At 62.2% G+C, this 16,333-nt stretch carries 22 protein-coding genes; 8 read left to right on the top strand and 14 right to left on the bottom strand.

Annotation, left to right across the window (positions count from 1 at the left end; translation table 11 throughout):
- Positions 1 to 26: 26 nt before the first annotated feature.
- From KPG71_RS01480 to KPG71_RS01490, 3 genes are read left to right on the top strand one after another with little or no spacing between them, the layout of a single operon-like run.
- Positions 27 to 884 (top strand): DUF692 family multinuclear iron-containing protein, encoded by an 858-nt coding sequence (locus KPG71_RS01480; protein WP_216336221.1) that lies wholly within the window; start codon positions 27 to 29, stop codon positions 882 to 884.
- Positions 881 to 1,636 (top strand): DUF2063 domain-containing protein, encoded by a 756-nt coding sequence (locus KPG71_RS01485; protein WP_216336223.1) that lies wholly within the window; start codon positions 881 to 883, stop codon positions 1,634 to 1,636. Before KPG71_RS01480 ends, KPG71_RS01485 begins: the two co-directional genes overlap by 4 nt.
- A gap of 3 nt (positions 1,637 to 1,639) precedes the next feature.
- Entirely contained in the window at positions 1,640 to 2,263 is a 624-nt protein-coding gene (locus KPG71_RS01490; RefSeq protein ID WP_216336224.1) for a DoxX family protein, read from the top strand.
- Here KPG71_RS01490 and KPG71_RS01495 read toward each other — a convergent pair.
- Together KPG71_RS01495 and KPG71_RS01500 are read right to left on the bottom strand one after the other, a co-directional pair.
- Positions 2,175 to 2,543, bottom strand: a complete 369-nt coding sequence (locus tag KPG71_RS01495) for a hypothetical protein (RefSeq protein WP_216336226.1) — start codon at positions 2,541 to 2,543, stop codon at positions 2,175 to 2,177. The genes KPG71_RS01490 and KPG71_RS01495 overlap by 89 nt on opposite strands.
- A 45-nt stretch (positions 2,544 to 2,588) precedes the next feature.
- A complete protein-coding gene (locus KPG71_RS01500; RefSeq protein ID WP_216336228.1) occupies positions 2,589 to 2,903 on the bottom strand; it encodes an ArsC/Spx/MgsR family protein in 315 nt (104 codons plus the stop codon).
- Between the two features lie 215 nt (positions 2,904 to 3,118).
- On the opposite strand from KPG71_RS01500, the gene KPG71_RS01505 reads away from it, so the two are divergent.
- Positions 3,119 to 3,325 carry a cold-shock protein gene (locus KPG71_RS01505; RefSeq protein WP_073032766.1) on the top strand — a complete coding sequence of 69 codons (207 nt, stop codon included), beginning with the start codon at positions 3,119 to 3,121 and terminating at the stop codon, positions 3,323 to 3,325.
- 363 nt (positions 3,326 to 3,688) lie between these two features.
- On the opposite strand, the gene KPG71_RS01510 is transcribed toward KPG71_RS01505, so the two are convergent.
- Together KPG71_RS01510 and thyX are read right to left on the bottom strand one after the other, a co-directional pair.
- Positions 3,689 to 4,570, bottom strand: coding sequence for a DUF4238 domain-containing protein (locus KPG71_RS01510; RefSeq protein WP_216336230.1), 882 nt, complete (start codon positions 4,568 to 4,570; stop codon positions 3,689 to 3,691).
- 51 nt (positions 4,571 to 4,621) lie between these two features.
- Positions 4,622 to 5,530 carry an FAD-dependent thymidylate synthase gene (gene thyX, locus KPG71_RS01515; protein WP_216336232.1) on the bottom strand — a complete coding sequence of 303 codons (909 nt, stop codon included), beginning with the start codon at positions 5,528 to 5,530 and terminating at the stop codon, positions 4,622 to 4,624.
- Positions 5,531 to 5,704: 174 nt separating this feature from the next.
- Between thyX and KPG71_RS01520 the strand changes: the two genes are divergently transcribed.
- Together KPG71_RS01520 and KPG71_RS01525 are read left to right on the top strand one after the other, a co-directional pair.
- Positions 5,705 to 6,133 (top strand): VOC family protein, encoded by a 429-nt coding sequence (locus tag KPG71_RS01520; protein WP_073032770.1) that lies wholly within the window; start codon positions 5,705 to 5,707, stop codon positions 6,131 to 6,133.
- Entirely contained in the window at positions 6,127 to 6,903 is a 777-nt protein-coding gene (locus tag KPG71_RS01525) for a DUF1194 domain-containing protein (protein ID WP_253196000.1), read from the top strand. The genes KPG71_RS01520 and KPG71_RS01525 overlap by 7 nt, the downstream gene beginning before the upstream one ends.
- On the opposite strand, the gene KPG71_RS01530 is transcribed toward KPG71_RS01525, so the two are convergent.
- From KPG71_RS01530 to KPG71_RS01540, 3 genes are all read right to left on the bottom strand, one after another.
- Entirely contained in the window at positions 6,842 to 7,339 is a 498-nt protein-coding gene (locus tag KPG71_RS01530; RefSeq protein ID WP_216336234.1) for a MarR family winged helix-turn-helix transcriptional regulator, read from the bottom strand. The two genes, KPG71_RS01525 and KPG71_RS01530, sit on opposite strands and share 62 nt — an antisense overlap.
- A 94-nt stretch (positions 7,340 to 7,433) precedes the next feature.
- A complete protein-coding gene (locus tag KPG71_RS01535) occupies positions 7,434 to 7,697 on the bottom strand; it encodes a succinate dehydrogenase assembly factor 2 (RefSeq protein WP_288942200.1) in 264 nt (87 codons plus the stop codon).
- Positions 7,690 to 8,094, bottom strand: coding sequence for a helix-turn-helix transcriptional regulator (locus tag KPG71_RS01540; RefSeq protein WP_216336236.1), 405 nt, complete (start codon positions 8,092 to 8,094; stop codon positions 7,690 to 7,692). The genes KPG71_RS01535 and KPG71_RS01540 overlap by 8 nt, the downstream gene beginning before the upstream one ends.
- Before the next feature lie 94 nt (positions 8,095 to 8,188).
- On the opposite strand from KPG71_RS01540, the gene KPG71_RS01545 reads away from it, so the two are divergent.
- Together KPG71_RS01545 and KPG71_RS01550 are read left to right on the top strand one after the other, a co-directional pair.
- Positions 8,189 to 9,391 (top strand): pyridoxal phosphate-dependent aminotransferase, encoded by a 1,203-nt coding sequence (locus tag KPG71_RS01545; protein ID WP_216336238.1) that lies wholly within the window; start codon positions 8,189 to 8,191, stop codon positions 9,389 to 9,391.
- 15 nt (positions 9,392 to 9,406) lie between these two features.
- Positions 9,407 to 9,811, top strand: a complete 405-nt coding sequence (locus KPG71_RS01550; RefSeq protein ID WP_216336240.1) for a hypothetical protein — start codon at positions 9,407 to 9,409, stop codon at positions 9,809 to 9,811.
- Positions 9,812 to 9,841: 30 nt separating this feature from the next.
- Here the strand turns inward: KPG71_RS01550 and KPG71_RS01555 are convergent, their stop codons facing one another.
- The 7 genes from KPG71_RS01555 to KPG71_RS01585 form a co-directional block, all read right to left on the bottom strand.
- Positions 9,842 to 10,204, bottom strand: coding sequence for a response regulator (locus KPG71_RS01555; protein ID WP_216336242.1), 363 nt, complete (start codon positions 10,202 to 10,204; stop codon positions 9,842 to 9,844).
- A 248-nt stretch (positions 10,205 to 10,452) separates the two neighbouring features.
- Complete coding sequence (locus KPG71_RS01560; protein ID WP_216336244.1) at positions 10,453 to 10,800, bottom strand: Hpt domain-containing protein; 348 nt, start codon at positions 10,798 to 10,800, stop codon at positions 10,453 to 10,455.
- The gene (locus tag KPG71_RS01565) at positions 10,790 to 11,758 is read right to left on the bottom strand and encodes a two-component system response regulator (protein ID WP_216336246.1); all 969 of its coding nucleotides are present in this window, start codon (positions 11,756 to 11,758) and stop codon (positions 10,790 to 10,792) included. The genes KPG71_RS01560 and KPG71_RS01565 overlap by 11 nt, the downstream gene beginning before the upstream one ends.
- Positions 11,759 to 11,967: 209 nt before the next feature.
- Positions 11,968 to 13,176 carry an ABC transporter permease gene (locus KPG71_RS01570; RefSeq protein ID WP_216336248.1) on the bottom strand — a complete coding sequence of 403 codons (1,209 nt, stop codon included), beginning with the start codon at positions 13,174 to 13,176 and terminating at the stop codon, positions 11,968 to 11,970.
- Positions 13,176 to 13,913: an ABC transporter ATP-binding protein gene (locus KPG71_RS01575; protein ID WP_216336250.1), complete on the bottom strand. Its 738-nt coding sequence runs from the start codon at positions 13,911 to 13,913 to the stop codon at positions 13,176 to 13,178. The genes KPG71_RS01570 and KPG71_RS01575 overlap by 1 nt, the downstream gene beginning before the upstream one ends.
- A complete protein-coding gene (locus tag KPG71_RS01580) occupies positions 13,882 to 15,138 on the bottom strand; it encodes an efflux RND transporter periplasmic adaptor subunit (RefSeq protein WP_216336251.1) in 1,257 nt (418 codons plus the stop codon). Before KPG71_RS01580 ends, KPG71_RS01575 begins: the two co-directional genes overlap by 32 nt.
- Before the next feature lie 197 nt (positions 15,139 to 15,335).
- Positions 15,336 to 16,328, bottom strand: coding sequence for an NAD(P)H-quinone oxidoreductase (locus tag KPG71_RS01585; RefSeq protein ID WP_216336252.1), 993 nt, complete (start codon positions 16,326 to 16,328; stop codon positions 15,336 to 15,338).
- Positions 16,329 to 16,333 lie beyond the last annotated feature (5 nt).

Genomic DNA, 16,333 nt, shown 5'->3' on the forward strand with positions numbered 1-16,333 from the left:
GCCACCCTGTCGCCATGAGGTCCACCATGCTGGACAATACCCGCCCCCGTTCGCATCTGCCCGCCGCCCCCGGCGTGGGCTACAAACCGCAGCATTTCGCCGACATCATCGCCGATGCCCGGCCCGTGGAGTGGCTGGAAATCCATGCCGAGAATTACATGGGCGACGGGGGACGCCCGCTGGCGCAACTGCGCCACCTGTCCGAAAGGTTTGCCGTATCCGTCCATGGTGTAGGTTTGTCGATCGGGGGAGAAGGACGGCTTGACCCCGATCACCTGTCCCGGCTCGGACACCTGTGCGACTGGCTGCAACCGGCCAGCTTTTCCGAACATCTGGCCTGGTCCACCCATGACAGCCATTTCCTGAACGATCTTCTGCCCATGCCCTACACGCAGGCCACGCTGACGCGCGTCGCCGATCACATCGACGAGGTCCAGGAAACACTTAGCCGTCCCATGCTGCTGGAAAACCCCTCGAGCTACCTGGCGTTCGACGAAAGCACCTATGCCGAGCCCGAGTTCCTGTCGGAGATCGCCCGCCGCACCGGCTGTGGCCTGTTGCTCGATGTGAACAATGTCTTTGTGTCCGCCACCAATCTCGGCCGCGATCCGCTCGCCTATATCGATGCCTTCCCGCTCGAGCGGGTGGGAGAAATTCACCTTGGCGGGCATGACAAGGATCACGACGATCATGGCGCGCCCCTGCTGATCGACAGTCATGGGCAAGAGGTGGCCGATCCGGTCTGGGCGCTGCTGGACTACACGCTGGACCGCATGGGCGGGCGCCCCCTGCTGATCGAATGGGACGCCAACGTGCCGGACTGGCCCGTTCTGGCCGCCGAGGCGCAACGCGCCGCCGATGCCCTCGCAAAGGTGCCCGCATGAGCGTGACCCAAACCCGTTTCCACCATGCGCTGTTGACCGGCGCGCAGTCGGTGCCCGACGGGCTGAGCGACGGACAGGGCCGACCGGCCGGACGCCGGTTTGACGTCTATCGCAACAACGTGGCCGTCAGCCTGACAGAGGCGCTTGAGCAGGGATTTCCCGCCGTGCGAAACCTGATCGGGCCCGACAGGTTCAAATCCATAGCAGGCCGGTTCCTGCGACAACACCCGCCGGAAACCCCCATGATCATGCAGTATGGCGCGGCCTTCCCCGCCTTTCTGGAAGCCGCCGAACCGCTGGCGCATATCGGGTATCTCGGCGACGTTGCGCGGCTTGAGCAAGCCCAACGCGAAGCCTATCACGCGGCGGATGCCACCCCCGTCGACGCCGCAACCCTCTCTGCCTTGCCGCCCGGCGATCTGGTGCAATCCCGCGTGCGATTTGCCCCCGCGCTCCGCATGGTGCGCTCGGCCTGGCCGGTGCTGGCGATCTGGCGCTATGCCACGCAACCCGGTGCGCCCAAACCCGCCGCCATCGCTCAGGATGTCCTGATCACCCGCCCGGAATTCGACCCGGAACTGACCGACCTGCCCCGAGGGGGTGCACGCTTCGTCACGGCACTCATGAACAACAGCACGCTGTCCGCCGCGCTGGACACGGCACTGACCGATGCGCCGGACTTCGACCTGCAAAACATGCTGGGCCTGTTGCTGCAACGGCAGGCCATAACCGCCATAACCCCGTCGGAGTGACCCATGAGCGCCCTTCTGAATCTCTATCACGATATCGCCTCAAGGCTTGAAAGGGCCGACTGGCTGTTGCCGCTGCTGGCCCGCTTCCTGTTCGCTGCCATCCTGACGGGATATTTCTGGGCTTCGGGCCTGACAAAGCTGGGCTCTGGCCCATTGGGTTTTTTTCGCCCCGGTACAGGGGCTTACGCGCAGATCTTCCCCCGCGCGATGGAAGCCGCGGGATATGACATCTCGCAACTCGGGCCCTATCACGGCCTTGTCGTTCTGGCCGGAACCTGGGCCGAATTCATCCTGCCCCTGCTGATCGTGATCGGCCTGTTCACCCGCCTCGCCGCGCTTGGGATGATCGGTTTTGTCACCTTGCAAAGCCTGACCGATCTCTATGGGCACGGCGCATTGTCCGATCCGCTGACCCTGGGCGCATGGTTCGACAAGGCACCCGACGGGATCATCCTCGATCAGCGGGCTCTGTGGGTGTTCCTGTTGCTGGTACTGGTGGTCAAGGGGGCGGGGGCGGTTTCGGTCGATCGCGCCCTGCTCAGAAATGCGCCTTGGGCTCGTCCGGTTTCCCCGCAGCCAAGGCCAGAAGACCGCCAAGCGCGGTACAGCCGATCGGGAACATGGTGAACACGCCGAAATCGAAGGCGTAGAACATCGCGCCCGCCGAGAGCAGCATCAGCACCCCGCCCCAGAGGGCGCGAATTCTGGCCATGGCGCCCCCGGCGATGGCCAGAAGCGGCGCAAAGAAGCTGACGAAGCGAATCAACCCGACACGCTCCACCTGCGTGGCCAACCCTTCTATCTCACCGTATTCATTGATGAATTCGGTATAGCCATAGCTGAAGAACCCCACCAGCATGGCGAAAAGCCCGCCGATTATTCCCAGGACCAGGGCCGCGTTGCGCATGTCGCTCTCCTTGTTGCTGACGTCCAGATAGGCACCGGGCGGCGATTATCCAAGCAGGGCGGTCTGAACGTCCTTGCCCCAGCCGAGATACAGGCGGCCCTGCGATTCGATCAGGGGGCGCTTCATCAGGGTCGGGTGATCCGCAAGCAATTTCAATGGGTTACGCTGTCTTTCCGCGTCATCCAGCCCGCGCCATGTGGTCGAGCGGGTGTTGAGCAGAGCCGCCCCGAATTGCGCGTGCGCGGATTTCAGCACGTCTTGCGGCACCCCGTCGGCGCGGACATCCACGAACTGGGCATCCGGCAATGATTTCAATGCCTTGCGGCAGGTATCGCAGGTTTTCAAACCATACAGAATCATGGCGTTCCCCCTTTTGGGTGCCTGATTAACGGGCAGTGCGGCGCAGGTCACGTGAGTTTTGCTTGCTTTTTACATGACCCGTGTAATCATCGTTTTCGCTGCATTGGTCAAACCCTGTCCGTCTTCGAATTTTCGCAGTTGGATCAAAGGCTTGCCCGGTCGGCATCATGGCCCGGCATACTTCCGGGGAAGCGAAGTGAAGAAGGAGAGACGGCATGCCAACAGGCACCGTGAAATGGTTCAATACCACCAAAGGCTACGGATTTATCGAGCCGGATCAAGGCGGTAAGGATGTTTTCGTCCATATTTCGGCGGTCGAACGCTCGGGGCTGACGGGCCTCGCGGACAATCAGAAAGTGGGCTACGAACTGCAAGAAGGGCGTGACGGACGCGAGATGGCAGCCGATCTCAAGCTCCTGTAATCACAAGACATTTTCACACCGACGCGGCGGCACAGGCGATTGTGCCGCTGCAATTGCGTGTGGATCAAATCCCGCGCGCGCCCTCTGAAACGGGCGTTTCAAAGCGGGGTCGGCCACGGCCCCCCGATGGCGTAGAGTTTCGTACGTTTTGTACGAAGTGTACGCGTGTTTCGTACGAAAATCGGGCGGGCCCGGAAGATATGCGTCCATTATGGGCGCAAACCGGGAATTTGGGCCGGATGGTGAGGAGCCCCCCCTGCTCCCGAGGCACAACGAAGGGCCGCGCCCGGCCCGAGGGTGGGCGCGCGGGACAGACTTATACAAAGCACCATGGCATCACAGCTACGGCGTTTAGCAAATAAGCTATGACAAATTCAGTAGCGAGTGGAGTAAAGTCTGAGAATGCGAAGCAACTTGTTCGGCATTTCTAATTGCAAACTCATTTACTTGACGAACATGGTCACGCGGTTCGTCAACAATTAACGGAATTTTTCCGTTTTTATCACGCACCAAAACTAGCGCCCTTTTAGGCGAAATAGGAAGCCAAATTTCCATTTCGGGATTGCTAAGTCCATTGTGACCGCCATTACCTATGCGATAGGCAGTTTGACTAGCTAATACAAAGGAATGTTTGCCGTTGATGATGGCAAACCTAACAACGAAATCTTCAAGAGTTTCTTCAACTCGTTTCGAAGGTGAGGACTGGGCCTTGACTCTGACTGAGCGCCCCATATTTCGCAGTCCCGAGGCATCCCCAAGAATAGCTCTTAAATCACTAATGTCTGTGTCGGAGATGCCATGTTTAATGGCTTCTGAAAGCGTTGCTTCAGCAATCTCTCTCCCAATCGCAACATCATCATATTGGTTTTTGATGAAGTCTGGTGTCCGAGTTATCAAATGATACACTACCCGCCTCAGGCTTGAAAGAGCGTCACCTGAGACAACGGGAGTCATTCCTTTGTCTAACGTGTCATGCACTTCGTTTAAAAACTGGGCTAAGAAATTGTCTAAAGTACCATAGAATTGCCTCTCAACTATATCTGACAGCTTTCCATTTTCGAGGATGGTATAGAAATCTCTTAGTTTGAAAGTCGAAGACGTATTTCGCAATTCAGGCACTGAGAACAAACCATCATTATTCCGTTCAGAATACCACAGTTGTCCACATTCACCACAAAAGGGCCGCTGCAACGCCTGCGGCAAAAAATGATGTTTTCTTGCTCGTTGCTTGACGCCTCTCTTCATCTCAAACCCGCATTATGAGTGATGAAGAAGTGGTGCGCAAGACTGCGCACCCTACCCTTCGATCACCCCCTGAAACTCGCGCCATTCGCCCTTGGACATGCCCGAGCTTTCCTGTGTCACCTCTTCGCCTTTCAGCATCCGGCGGACGCAGTCGAGCGCGGAGGAGGAGAGCGTCGCGCCGCCCATGCGGTAATCCTCGAACGCCTTGTAGGCGGCGGGCACCCAGTCGGCCACGATGTTGCAGATCGCGTCGGCATAGACGCGGATCTCGTACTGGGCGTGGGCATCGGCGCGCAGGCGCAGGAAGTGCAGCAGGTTGTGCAGATCGACCTTCCAGTACCATTGCGTATAGACATTGGCGGGCAGGTTCATGCGCGCCAGTTCGCGGGCCAGCCCCTGTTGGCCGTCCTCGGAAATCATCTGTTCGTAATGGTCATAGCAGCGCATGGCGTCATCCTGCAGGATACGCAGCACACGTTCGGCCTCATCGCCCTGCAGCGCCTCGCCCCGGCCCTGATTGTTGGTGGTGGATTGCGCGGCCAGCGCATCGGGCGCGGGAATGTAGAATTCGCGATCCAGGATCGAATAGCGCGCCGAGTATTCGTTGACATTGGCGGTGCGGTGGCGAATCCACTGGCGCGCGACGAAGACGGGCAGTTTGACGTGCAGCTTGACCTCGCACATCTCGAACGGGGTCGAGTGCCAGTGGCGCATCAGGTAACGGATCAGCCCCTCGTCATTGCTGACGGATTTGGTGCCCTTGCCATAGCTGACGCGCGCGGCCTGACAGATGGCGGCATCGTCGCCCATGTAATCGACCACCCGCACGAAGCCGTGATCCAGAACCGGATGCGCGGTGTAGAGGTGGCGCTCCATCCCCGGCGCGACGGTGCGCAGGGTTTCCTGCGGCTGGCTGCGCAGGGTGTCGATTTCGGCCTGTTGCTCGGGCGTGAGGGGCATGGCAAATCCTTTCGGTGCGTTCGGTGCGTCGCGAGTCGAAGCTTACTATATCTTGCGTTGCCGCCCAGAGGAAACGCCAATATCGGGTGGGATGTGCGCCAATTGGCGCGGGTGGCTCGACATGGGCCCTGACGGGCCTATGGTGACAGGGAGCGACATGAACGGAGGCACGCGATGCGCATCAGGTATCTGCATACGATGGTCCGGGTGAAGGACCTTGAGGAAAGCATGAAATTCTATGGCCTTCTGGGGCTGAAGGAAACCCGGCGGATCGACGTGGAGGCCGGGCGATTCACGCTGGTGTTCATGGCCCCCGACGGGCAGGAGGAATGCCCTGTCGAACTGACCTGGAACTGGGACGGGGATGAGGGGCTGCCCTCGGACAGCCGCCATTTCGGGCATCTGGCCTATGAGGTCGAGGATATTTACGCCATGTGCCAGCATTTGCAGGACAACGGCGTGGTGATCAACCGCCCGCCCCGCGACGGGCGGATGGCCTTTGTGCGCAGCCCCGACAACATCTCGATCGAGCTGTTGCAGCAGGGAACGGCGCAGGAGCCGCAAGAGCCCTGGGCCAGCATGGAAAACACCGGCCATTGGTAAGGCTGGCGGCACTGGCCGGGCTGGTCTGGGCCTGTGCGGCGGTTTCGGCGGGGGCGGCCTGCCGGCTGGCGCTGGTGCTGGCGCTGGACGTGTCCTCGTCGGTGGACGAGATGGAATACCGGCTGCAACGCGCGGGGCTGGCGGCGGCGCTGAATGCGCCGGATGTGCGCCATGCGGTGTTGCAGGGCGGTCAGGGGCATGTGGCGCTGGCCGCCTATGAATGGAGCGGGCGATACCGGCAGCGGGTGTTGCTGGACTGGCGCGCGCTGCATGGGCCACACGATATCGACCTTGCGGTGGCGGCGCTGGCGCGGGGCGAGCGCGAAGAGCGGATGCATCCCACGGCGATGGGCTATGGCCTGGGCTATGCGGCGACCTTGCTGGAGCGTGCGCCGGACTGCGCGCGGCGCGTCATCGACGTGTCGGGCGACGGGGTGAACAATGACGGGTTCGGCCCGCGCCTGGCCTACAAGCATTTCCCGCTGGGCGGGGTCACGGTGAACGGGCTGGTGATCCTCGGGCATGACCCCGAGGTGGAGGCGTTCTATCGCCGGGAGGTGATCCGCGGGCGCAATGCCTTTGTCGAAGTGGCGCGGGGGTTTCAGGATTTCGAAACCGCCATGACCCGCAAGCTCTATCGCGAACTGAGCGACATCATGCTGGGCGCCCTGCCCGACACCACGCCGCCGGGCCAACGATACGCGCTGGTCAGTAGATATAGCGAATCTGATCCGTCCAGTAGCGTTCGACCCGGCGCAGGGCCGCGGTGATCTGGTCGATCCCGTCGGCCCCCAGCACACCCTTGCCCTGGAGTCCGTCGGCATGGCGGGCGAACAGCCCCGCGACGATATCGCGGATTTCGCGCCCCCGCGCGGTCAACCGCACCCGGACCGAGCGGCGGTCGATCTCGCAGCGCTGGTGGTGCATGTGGCCCATCTCAACCAGCTTCTTGAGATTGTAGCTGACATTGCTGCCCTGATAGTAGCCACGGGTTTTCAATTCGCCCGCCGTGACCTCGTTATCGCCGATATTGAACAGCAACAGGGCCTGAACCGCGTTGAGTTCCAGAACGCCGACGCGTTCGAATTCGTCCTTGATGACATCGAGCAGCAGGCGGTGCAGCCGTTCGACCAGTGACAGGGCATCGAGATACCCCATCATGAACCCCTGCTGATCGGCCGTGGCCAGTGGTGTGTGCAAACTCATTTCCGTCTCCGTGCGATGCTGTTGGCAGCGACACTGAGCGAAAATGCCGAAAAATCGGTAAATCCCGCCAAAGACCGATAAAATGCGTTCGATTTTACCGCGAGGCGTCGGATTCCTGCGCGATACCGGCGATCAGGCTGGCAAAGGGATCGGGTGCGGGGGCCTGCCCCGTCACCCATTGATAGAGGTCCTGATCGTTTTCCGACAGCAGGCGGTCATAGACATCCAGCTGCTCGGGCGTCAGGGACTCGAGCCGTGCATCGGCATAGCGGCTGAGGATGATGTCCATTTCCTTGATGCCGCGCCGCATCGAGCGCATGCGCAGCCGCTTGAGCCGGGTCTGGCGGTCTTCAGGCACCGGCCTCGTCCTTGAGCTTGGCGCGCAGGCTTTTCTCCAGCCGGCCCAGACGGTCGGTATATTGCGCCAGATGGGTGCGGATATCGCGGATCTCGGTCAGCATCTCGATCACGTCCGAGGACAGTTCGCCCGCTTCGTTGGGGCCGTCGGGGCCTTCGCCCTCACCGGAAAGGAGCCACAAAAGGGAAACGTTCAGCAGCCCCGCCATCATCGACAGCTTGTTGGCACGCGGCTCGCTCAGGTCGTTTTCCCAGCCCTTCAGCGTCTTCAGCTTGACGCCGAGGCGCTTGGCCAGTTCGACTTGGCTCATGCCGGCCTGTTCGCGGGCACCGGCGACGCGGTCGCCGAATGTCGTGGCCTCGGGGTCGAACCAGCCGTCGTTGGCTTCTGTGTTCATCTTCAATCCTTTCCGGTCATCCGTTCAGAATGGTTGATCCGTCTCGGGGCAGACCCTAAGACATTCGGTAAAGCAATACAAACCGGAGCGCGCCATGAACCCTCTTTCCGCGACACTATCTCGCGTCAAACCGTCCCCGACCATCGCCGTCACGTCGAAGGCGGCGGAAATGCGCGCGGCGGGGATGGACGTGATCGGCCTCGGCGCGGGCGAGCCGGATTTCGACACGCCCGACAATATCAGGGCCGCAGGCATCCGCGCCATCGAAGAGGGCAAGACGAAATACACCGCCCCCGACGGCATCCCGGAACTGAAAGAGGCGGTCTGCGCCAAGTTCAAGCGCGACAACGGGCTGGACTATACCCCGGCGCAGGTCAGCGTGGGCACGGGCGGCAAGCAGATTCTCTACAACGCGCTGATGGCCACGCTGAACCCCGGCGACGAGGTGATCATCCCCGCCCCCTACTGGGTCAGCTACCCCGACATGGTGCTGCTGGCGGGAGGTGAGCCGGTGGTGGTGCCTGCGGGTATCGAAACCGGCTTCAAACTGTCCCCCGAAGCGCTGGAGGCCGCGATCACGCCGAAAACCCGTTGGTTCATCTTCAACTCGCCCAGCAACCCGACCGGCGCGGGGTATTCGTGGGACGAGCTGAAGGCGCTGACCGACGTTCTGATGCGCCACCCGCATGTCTGGGTGATGACCGACGACATGTACGAACACCTGGCCTATGACGGGTTCGAATTCTGCACGCCCGCGCAGGTGGAACCGGGGCTGTATGAGCGCACGCTGACCTGCAACGGCGTCAGCAAGGCCTATGCCATGACCGGCTGGCGGATCGGCTATGCCGCCGGGCCCGAGGTTCTGATCGGGGGGATGCGCAAGATCCAGTCGCAATCCACCTCGAACCCCTGCACGATCAGCCAGTGGGCCGCGATAGAGGCGCTGAACGGGCCGCAGGATTTCATCGCCACGAACAATGCGGTCTTCGTGCGCCGCCGCGATCTGGTGGTGGAGATGCTGAACGCGATCGAGGGTGTGGACTGCCCGGTGCCCGAAGGGGCGTTCTATGTCTATCCCTCCATCGCCGGGCTGATCGGCAAGACCAGCAAGGGCGGCACGACGATCACCGATGACGAAGCCTTTGCCACGGCCCTGCTGGAAGAAACCGGCGTGGCGGTGGTGTTCGGCGCGGCCTTCGGGCTTTCCCCGGCGTTCCGCGTCAGCTACGCTACGTCCGACGAGGCCCTGAAAGAGGCCTGCGGCCGGATTCAGACCTTCTGCGCCGCGTTGACGTAATCGGGGGCGGTAACGATGGCCGGAGACCTGCCGGACTATTATTTCAGGGTACGCGAGAACGGCGCGTTCGTATTCCGCGTGGACACGGAAAACCGCCAGCGGCGCATCGACATGGACCAGATCGCGGTGGTCAACATCCGCAACGGCCAGATCAAGCCGCATGGCGAGCGGGACCTGACCGACGAGGATTTGCAGGTCATCAAGGACTGGATGGAAGACCGCGCCGCCCTGCTGGCCGAGCGCGATATCGACGACATCCACCGGGCGGTGGATTACCTGAACCAGACGACCCACTGGGCGCAATCGCGCGCCAGTGACGAACAGTTGGAAAACGTCACCGACGCGCTGTTGCTGGCGATGCACGACCTGCGCACGGTTCTGGTGCGCAAGAAGGCCGACCGTCTGCTGAAAGGCGAGTGAGGCGCGCGCCCCGTTCAGGGCAGGCCCGCCTCAAAGCGCCTCGCGCAACTGGGCGGCCAGGGTCATCGGATCGAAGGGTTTGGTGATCACCTTGAGAGCGCCCTCCAGCAGGAGGGTTTCCGAGAATGCGTCCTCGGCCTTGGCCGTCACGTATATGGTTCCCACATTCTCCATGCCGGGCATATCGGAAATGGCGGCGCGCACTTCCCGGCCGGACATGTCGGGCATCATGAAATCCAGCAAGAGCAAATCCGGCTGAAACATCTGTGCCGCTTCGATGGCCGACGGGCCGTCATGACATTGCCTGAGTTCGAAATCCTCGGCGAAGGACAACGCGATATCAACGATCGTCCGAATATCCTCGTCATCTTCGACGTGAAGAATCTTGCGCATTACCGTAACCTGCCTCTCGTCGTGCGACCGGCTCATGTTGCGCACATGCGGCCGGGGCCAGATGTCTGTTGTCTCAAGGTTTCGATCTACCACATCACCATTAAACCCGTCCTTAACAGCACCGAACCGCCTTGATTATTTTTTTGTTTTGCGATTTCGGCGCGACCACCGGCCCGGTTGGCCGGTGGTCGGGATCATTTATCATTCGTGTCTCGGTCGCGGCATCCCGCCCATCGGCATCGGGCGCCTCATATCGCGTCCTGATCGAGCACGACCTCCATTTCGTCCAACAAAGCCTCGACCCTTTGCACCACGGATGCGGGACTGGCCGATGTGTCCCCCGCAATCGTTTCCGCCTCGCGGGCGGCGTCACCAATCGCGTCGAACCCCAGGGATGGGGCGACCCCTGCAAGGTTGTGCGCCTTGCGGGCGATTTCCTGAAAGGCGCGGCTTCGGTTTTCGGCGGTCCGGCAGTATTGCAGCAACGCCTCGATATCCAGAATACGCTCTTCCAGCGTATCGACGAACTTGATCCTCAGCGTGGCAATCGCCTCGTCGATCCTCTGCCGTTCCTCGAGTTGCAGGTCATGCGACATGGATCGCACCCTTGATCCTGATGGCTTCGTGGCGGTGCGTACCGGCGTCCTGCGCCGATTGCATGGCGGCGAACAGCATCGCGGTCGGATCGCGGAACAGGCTCAGGCCACTGGATTTGGGCGCGCCGACGGCGACCGACGGCACCAGCGCGGCATCATCCGACAGCAGGCCCGCGACCTGGGAAATCTTCCAGCCGATATCGGTTTCCAGCGTGTCTGAATCCAGCCGCGCCATACGAGAGACCAGGGCGCAGAAATTTCCGCTGCCGAAATAGGACAGAACGCGCAATCCGCCATGCAGCGATTCACCGATGGACCGCGCCACCTCGGCCATGGTGTCGGCGAATTCCAGACCCGAGGAATGGACAAAGATGTCATCGGCGTTGCGGACATGGAAGCCGACGGCGACCGTCGTCATCAGGCGCACGCCCCCCATGCGCAGCACATAGTTTTCAAGGCTGCTCGAGGGGATCAGGAAACTGGAATCGGCGATGATATCTGCATCTTCGAAGCCATGCGTCTTGCCGAAGGCCTGTTCCGTTTCGGTGAGTTGCGACGATATCTGGCTGTACTGGCGCCGTTCGCTGGCAAGTGCCTCGACCATGCGCATGCGCGCCTTGACCTCCATCGCGTCCACCGGCTTGTTGATGTAATCGCTCGCCCCGGCGTCGAAGGCGGCATCGACATATTGCCTGTCCGTCATGGACGAGACCATCACGATCGGCGTCTTGTCGTAGCCGGGCTTGTTCCGGATCGACGCGCACAGGTCTATCCCGCTCATGCCGCCCATGTTGACGTCGAGGAAGAAGCAATCGAACGGTGCCTGCGATTGTGAGATGACATCGAGCGCCTGATTGCCGGACTCCGCGAACTGCAGGTCGTCATATCCGTCGCTTTGAAGAACCTGCATCAGCAGGTCGCGAAAAATGGGCTCGTCATCGACGATAAGTATCTTCATTCTGTGTGCTCACGTTTCCAGATGAGAGGTACAGGATTACTGCTGAGCACTCTTTACGCTTAATTGTTAATGCAACTTTCTTACTACTCTTGGAGTTGAGTGCGGCCAGAATGTGGCAACAATATGGCGATCTGCTAAAACTGATGGAAAATGAGCGGGATGCGCCGGGGTGCCGCCCCGGATTCAAGCAGGCGCCCCCTTCCCCCGTGTCAATGCCGCAAGGCGTTGATCGGGTCGAGCCGCGCCGCCCTGCGCGCCGGGAAATATCCGAAGATCACCCCGACCAGCGCCGAAAAGACGAAGGCGAGCAGAACGATCTGGATGTCGATCACGAACGGGACATTCAGCATCCGCGTCCCCACCGCCCCGAACGCCAGCCCGAGCAATATGCCCATGATCCCGCCCAGACCGGACAAGACCACCGCCTCGACCAGAAACTGCATCAAAACCTGACGCGCCTGCGCGCCGACCGCCATGCGTATGCCGATCTCGCGGGTGCGTTCGGTGACCGAGACCAGCATGATGTTCATGATGCCGATCCCCCCCACCAGCAGGCTGACCGCCGCCACCGCCGACAGAAGGCCGGTCAGCACATCGGTTATCCCCGTGAGCATCGAGGCCAGTTGCTCCATGTCGCGGATCGTGAAATCGTCCTCTTCGCCCGGACCGATGCGCCGGGTCTCGCGCAGCAGCGCCGACAGGTCGTCAATCGCCCGAGAGGTCGAAAACCCGTCGCGGGCCGAGACATAAATGAGCCGGACATCCGACGTGCCTGCGATGCGGCGGGCGAAGGTGCGGAACGGGATCATGACGATATCGTCCTGATCGGTGCCGAAGGACGATGCCCCCTTGGCTTCGAGAACCCCGGTGACCGTGCAGGAAATGGGCCCGAGGCGCAGTTTCTCGCCAAGCGGATCGGTCATGCCGAACAACTCGTCGCGCACCGTCTTGCCCAGAATGCAGACCGGCTTGCCAGCCTGTTGCTCGGCTTCGGTGAACCCGCGCCCCTGGGCGATATCCCAATCCGTCGCCAGCAGGTACTGGTTCGTCGTGCCGCTCACGCTGGTGCGGTAATTCTCGTTGCCGAACACCGCGACCAGCGACGAAGAGCCCATCGGCGCGGCGGTTTCGACGCTGGCAAGCTGATCGGTGATGGTTTGCACGTCCCTTTCGGAAAAGGCGCGTGCGCTGCCCGAATTGGCGCTCGGCCCGAACCGGCTCTGACCCGGCGAAAGCATCAGCAGGTTGGCGCCCAGCTTTTCGACATCGCTTGTCACCTGCACGGTCGATCCGCGCCCCAGTGTCACCATCGCGATCACCGCGGCCACGCCGATCACCACGCCCAGAACTGTCAGGAAGGACCGCGTGGGATTGCGCAGGATCGCCTGCAGCGCCAGCCTGACCGTTTCCAGGAACATCAGGCGGCCCCTTTACCGGTGGGCCGGTCGGATTCGATACGTCCGTCCACCATCCAGATCAGCCGGTCGGAAAACGCGGCCATGTCGTCTTCGTGCGTGACCATGACGATTGTCAGGTTTTCGTCGCGATTGAGGCTTTTCAGAAGCTCCATGATCTCGATGGAGCGCGTGGTATCGAGATTGCCTGTCGGTTCGTCGGCCAGGATCACGCTCGGCTGACCGGCCAGCGCGCGGGCGATGGCGACGCGTTGCTGCTGACCGCCCGAAAGTTCCGAAGGATCGTGATGCGCGCGGTTGCCCAGGCCGACCTTTTCCAGCGCGGAAAGCGCGCGCGCCTCGCGCTCGTCACGGGACATGCCCTTGTAGATCAGCGGCAATTCCACGTTCTGAAGCGCCGTCGTGCGCGGCAGAAGATTGTAACCCTGAAAGATGAAACCCAGATAGTGCCGCCGCAACAGGGCGCGCTGGTCCTGCGTCAGATCCGCAACCTCGACGCCGTTGAACAGGTAATGCCCCGAGGTCGGCCGATCGAGGCACCCCATCACGTTCATCGCGGTGGACTTGCCCGACCCGGACGGCCCCATGATCGCCACGAATTCCCCCTGCGTGATGGTCAGGGTGACCCCGGCCAGCGCGAAAACCTGCGCCTCGCCCTTGCCGTAAACGCGGGTGATGTCGCGGAAGTCTATGACGGGACGGGCAGGATCAGTTGTCGTTGAAGCGGTCTGTGATGACACGGTCGCCCTCCTTCAGGTCGCCGGACCGGACAATCGTGACCAAACCGTCGGTTTCGCCCGTTTCGACGGGCACTTCCTCGGCCTGCCCGTCGCGCAGCACCCAGACCGATTTGCCCGCGTCAGCCGCGCCGCCGCTTCGGCCCTGACCCGGCCTTCGGGACATCATCAGCCCGACCAGGCCGCTGCCGCCCCGGTCGTCGTCGTCTTCGACCTCGACGGGCGGGGTATAGCGCAGCGCCGCATTCGGCACGAGCAGCGCATCCGCGACCGAGGTCACGACGATATCGGCGGTCGCGGTCATACCCGGACGCAGCGCCATGTCGGAATTGTCGAGCGTCAGAACACCCTTGTAGGTCACCACGCCATCCACGGTTTCGGGCGCGAAATACAGCTCGGTTATCTGCGCGGGGAATACCCGCTCGTCATAGGCATCCACGGTAAAGCGGGCGGCCTGCCCCACGTCGACCCGGCCTATGTCGGCCTCGTCGATGTCTATCTGAAGTTCCATCCTTGCGATATCCTCGGCCACCGTGAACAGGACGGGTGCCGACAGCGACGCCGCCACGATCTGTCCGACATCCACGGCACGGTCCAGCACGACCCCGTTGACCGGCGAGCAGATGCAGGATTTCGTCAAATCCACTTTCACGACCTCGAGATTGGCCTTTGCAAGATCGCGGTTCGCGATGGCCGCCTGCAGTTCGGCCTTGGCGCGTTCGTACCCGGCCTCCTGCGCGATGAAGGTCTGTTCGGCGGCCACCCCCCGGCGCGACAGTTCCAGGCCGCGCTCGAAGGTCTTGCGCGCCTCGTCCAGCGACACCTCGGCGATGGCGACCCTTGCTTCGGCGGCGGCAAGCGATGCCTCCTGCACGGCAAGCTGCGCCTCGAGTTTGCTGGTATCGAGCGTGGCCAGCACCATGCCCTCTTCGACCGTGTCGTTGAAATCGGCGTGCACGGCGGCGATGGTGCCGGACAGTTCGCTGGAGATATCGAACAGATCCGTCGGCTCGACCGAGCCGGTCGCCGAGACCGTGACCTCAAGACCTCCGCGCCGCGCCTCTTCGGTGACATAGCGCATCTGCTCGCCGGTGGTGGCGCCACGATAGAACAGGACGGCAGCCACCAGCAGGATCGCGCCCCCGGCAACTGCAATCCAGCGCCACGCGGCACGGCGCCGCCGCCCGATCCCGAGCGTTTCGGCGATCTCTTCCTGTTCGGCTGCCATGCGTCGACCTTTCCCGATTTCGGAACCCTGAAAAAGAATAACGCAACAGCAACGGTTTTCCGTCGCGAAACGTCAGGGTTTTTTCGGTTGCCTGTCCGGGATCATGCAGCACAAGAGCGCGCCGGAGTCAAAGCCCCGCGCGCTCCGACACGCAAAACCGGCGGGCCGCGCCCGGTTCCGACCGGGGCGGATCGCCCCTAGCTGACGGACAGGACGATCTTTCCCACATGGCCCCCGGCCTCAAGCTCGGCATGGGCATCGCAGGCCCGCTCCAGAGGGTGCACGGAGTTGATGACGGGCCGGACCGTGCCGCTTTGCAGCAGCGGCCAGACATGCCGGTGCAGATCGCGCGCGATCACCCCCTTTTCCTGCGGCGTCTGCGGGCGCAGGGTGCTGCCGCAAAGGGTCTGGCGTTTGCGGATCATGGATTCGATATCCACCTCCGTCTTTCCGCCTCCGAGAAACGCGATGATCACCAGCCGCCCGCCCACGGCGAGAGACGCGAGATTGCGCTCCAGATACTCGGCGCAGATCATGTCGAGAATGACATCGACACCGCGCCCCTCGGTCAGCCGGGCGATTTCGGTCTCGAACCGCTCTGTTTTGTAATTGATCGCCTCGCTCGCGCCCAGGTCCGTGCAGGCCCGGCATTTCTCGTCGCTGCCCGCCGTGGCGTAGACCGTCGCGCCAAGCGCGCGGGCCAGTTGGATCGCCGTTGTGCCGATGCCGCTGGCGCCGCCGTGGATCAGAACGGTATCGCCCTCGCTCAGCCGCCCGATGCGAAACAGGTTGGTCCAGACGGTGAAATAGGTTTCCGGAATGGCCGCGGCTTCGAGTGCCGACAGGCCGGTGGGCCACGGCAGAACCTGTTCGACCGGGGCAACGCAATATTCCGCATAGCCCCCGCCCGCCACGAGGGCGCAGACCTTGTCGCCGGGCGCGTAACCCGTCACGCCAGCGCCGCAAGACACGATCTCGCCCGCCACTTCGAGGCCCAGAACCTCGGTCACACCAGGGGGCGGCGGGTAGCCGCCCTTGCGCTGGCGCAGGTCGGGGCGGTTGACCCCCGCCGCCGCCACGCGGATCAGAACCTCGCCCGCGGCAGGATCGGGCACGGGAATCCGGCGCGGCTCGAGAACCTCGGGACCGCCCGGTTCGGTGGCGAAGATGGCCTGCATCGTCTGGGTCATGTGCT

Source organism: Roseovarius sp. PS-C2 (assembly GCF_018862045.1).
GTDB lineage: Bacteria > Pseudomonadota > Alphaproteobacteria > Rhodobacterales > Rhodobacteraceae > Roseovarius.

Coding starts and splice junctions, on each gene's coding strand:
- KPG71_RS01495 (WP_216336226.1), bottom strand. CDS start 2,543: ATGCGCAACGCGGCCCTGGTCCTGGGAATAATCGGCGGGCTTTTCGCC.
- KPG71_RS01560 (WP_216336244.1), bottom strand. CDS start 10,800: ATGTCGCATGACCTGCAACTCGAGGAACGGCAGAGGATCGACGAGGCG.
- KPG71_RS01520 (WP_073032770.1), top strand. CDS start 5,705: ATGCGCATCAGGTATCTGCATACGATGGTCCGGGTGAAGGACCTTGAG.
- KPG71_RS01530 (WP_216336234.1), bottom strand. CDS start 7,339: ATGAGTTTGCACACACCACTGGCCACGGCCGATCAGCAGGGGTTCATG.
- KPG71_RS01540 (WP_216336236.1), bottom strand. CDS start 8,094: ATGAACACAGAAGCCAACGACGGCTGGTTCGACCCCGAGGCCACGACA.
- KPG71_RS01485 (WP_216336223.1), top strand. CDS start 881: ATGAGCGTGACCCAAACCCGTTTCCACCATGCGCTGTTGACCGGCGCG.
- KPG71_RS01570 (WP_216336248.1), bottom strand. CDS start 13,176: ATGTTCCTGGAAACGGTCAGGCTGGCGCTGCAGGCGATCCTGCGCAAT.
- KPG71_RS01490 (WP_216336224.1), top strand. CDS start 1,640: ATGAGCGCCCTTCTGAATCTCTATCACGATATCGCCTCAAGGCTTGAA.
- KPG71_RS01555 (WP_216336242.1), bottom strand. CDS start 10,204: ATGCGCAAGATTCTTCACGTCGAAGATGACGAGGATATTCGGACGATC.
- KPG71_RS01585 (WP_216336252.1), bottom strand. CDS start 16,328: ATGACCCAGACGATGCAGGCCATCTTCGCCACCGAACCGGGCGGTCCC.
- KPG71_RS01510 (WP_216336230.1), bottom strand. CDS start 4,570: ATGAAGAGAGGCGTCAAGCAACGAGCAAGAAAACATCATTTTTTGCCG.
- KPG71_RS01565 (WP_216336246.1), bottom strand. CDS start 11,758: ATGAAGATACTTATCGTCGATGACGAGCCCATTTTTCGCGACCTGCTG.
- KPG71_RS01580 (WP_216336251.1), bottom strand. CDS start 15,138: ATGGCAGCCGAACAGGAAGAGATCGCCGAAACGCTCGGGATCGGGCGG.
- thyX (WP_216336232.1), bottom strand. CDS start 5,530: ATGCCCCTCACGCCCGAGCAACAGGCCGAAATCGACACCCTGCGCAGC.
- KPG71_RS01480 (WP_216336221.1), top strand. CDS start 27: ATGCTGGACAATACCCGCCCCCGTTCGCATCTGCCCGCCGCCCCCGGC.
- KPG71_RS01545 (WP_216336238.1), top strand. CDS start 8,189: ATGAACCCTCTTTCCGCGACACTATCTCGCGTCAAACCGTCCCCGACC.
- KPG71_RS01500 (WP_216336228.1), bottom strand. CDS start 2,903: ATGATTCTGTATGGTTTGAAAACCTGCGATACCTGCCGCAAGGCATTG.
- KPG71_RS01505 (WP_073032766.1), top strand. CDS start 3,119: ATGCCAACAGGCACCGTGAAATGGTTCAATACCACCAAAGGCTACGGA.
- KPG71_RS01550 (WP_216336240.1), top strand. CDS start 9,407: ATGGCCGGAGACCTGCCGGACTATTATTTCAGGGTACGCGAGAACGGC.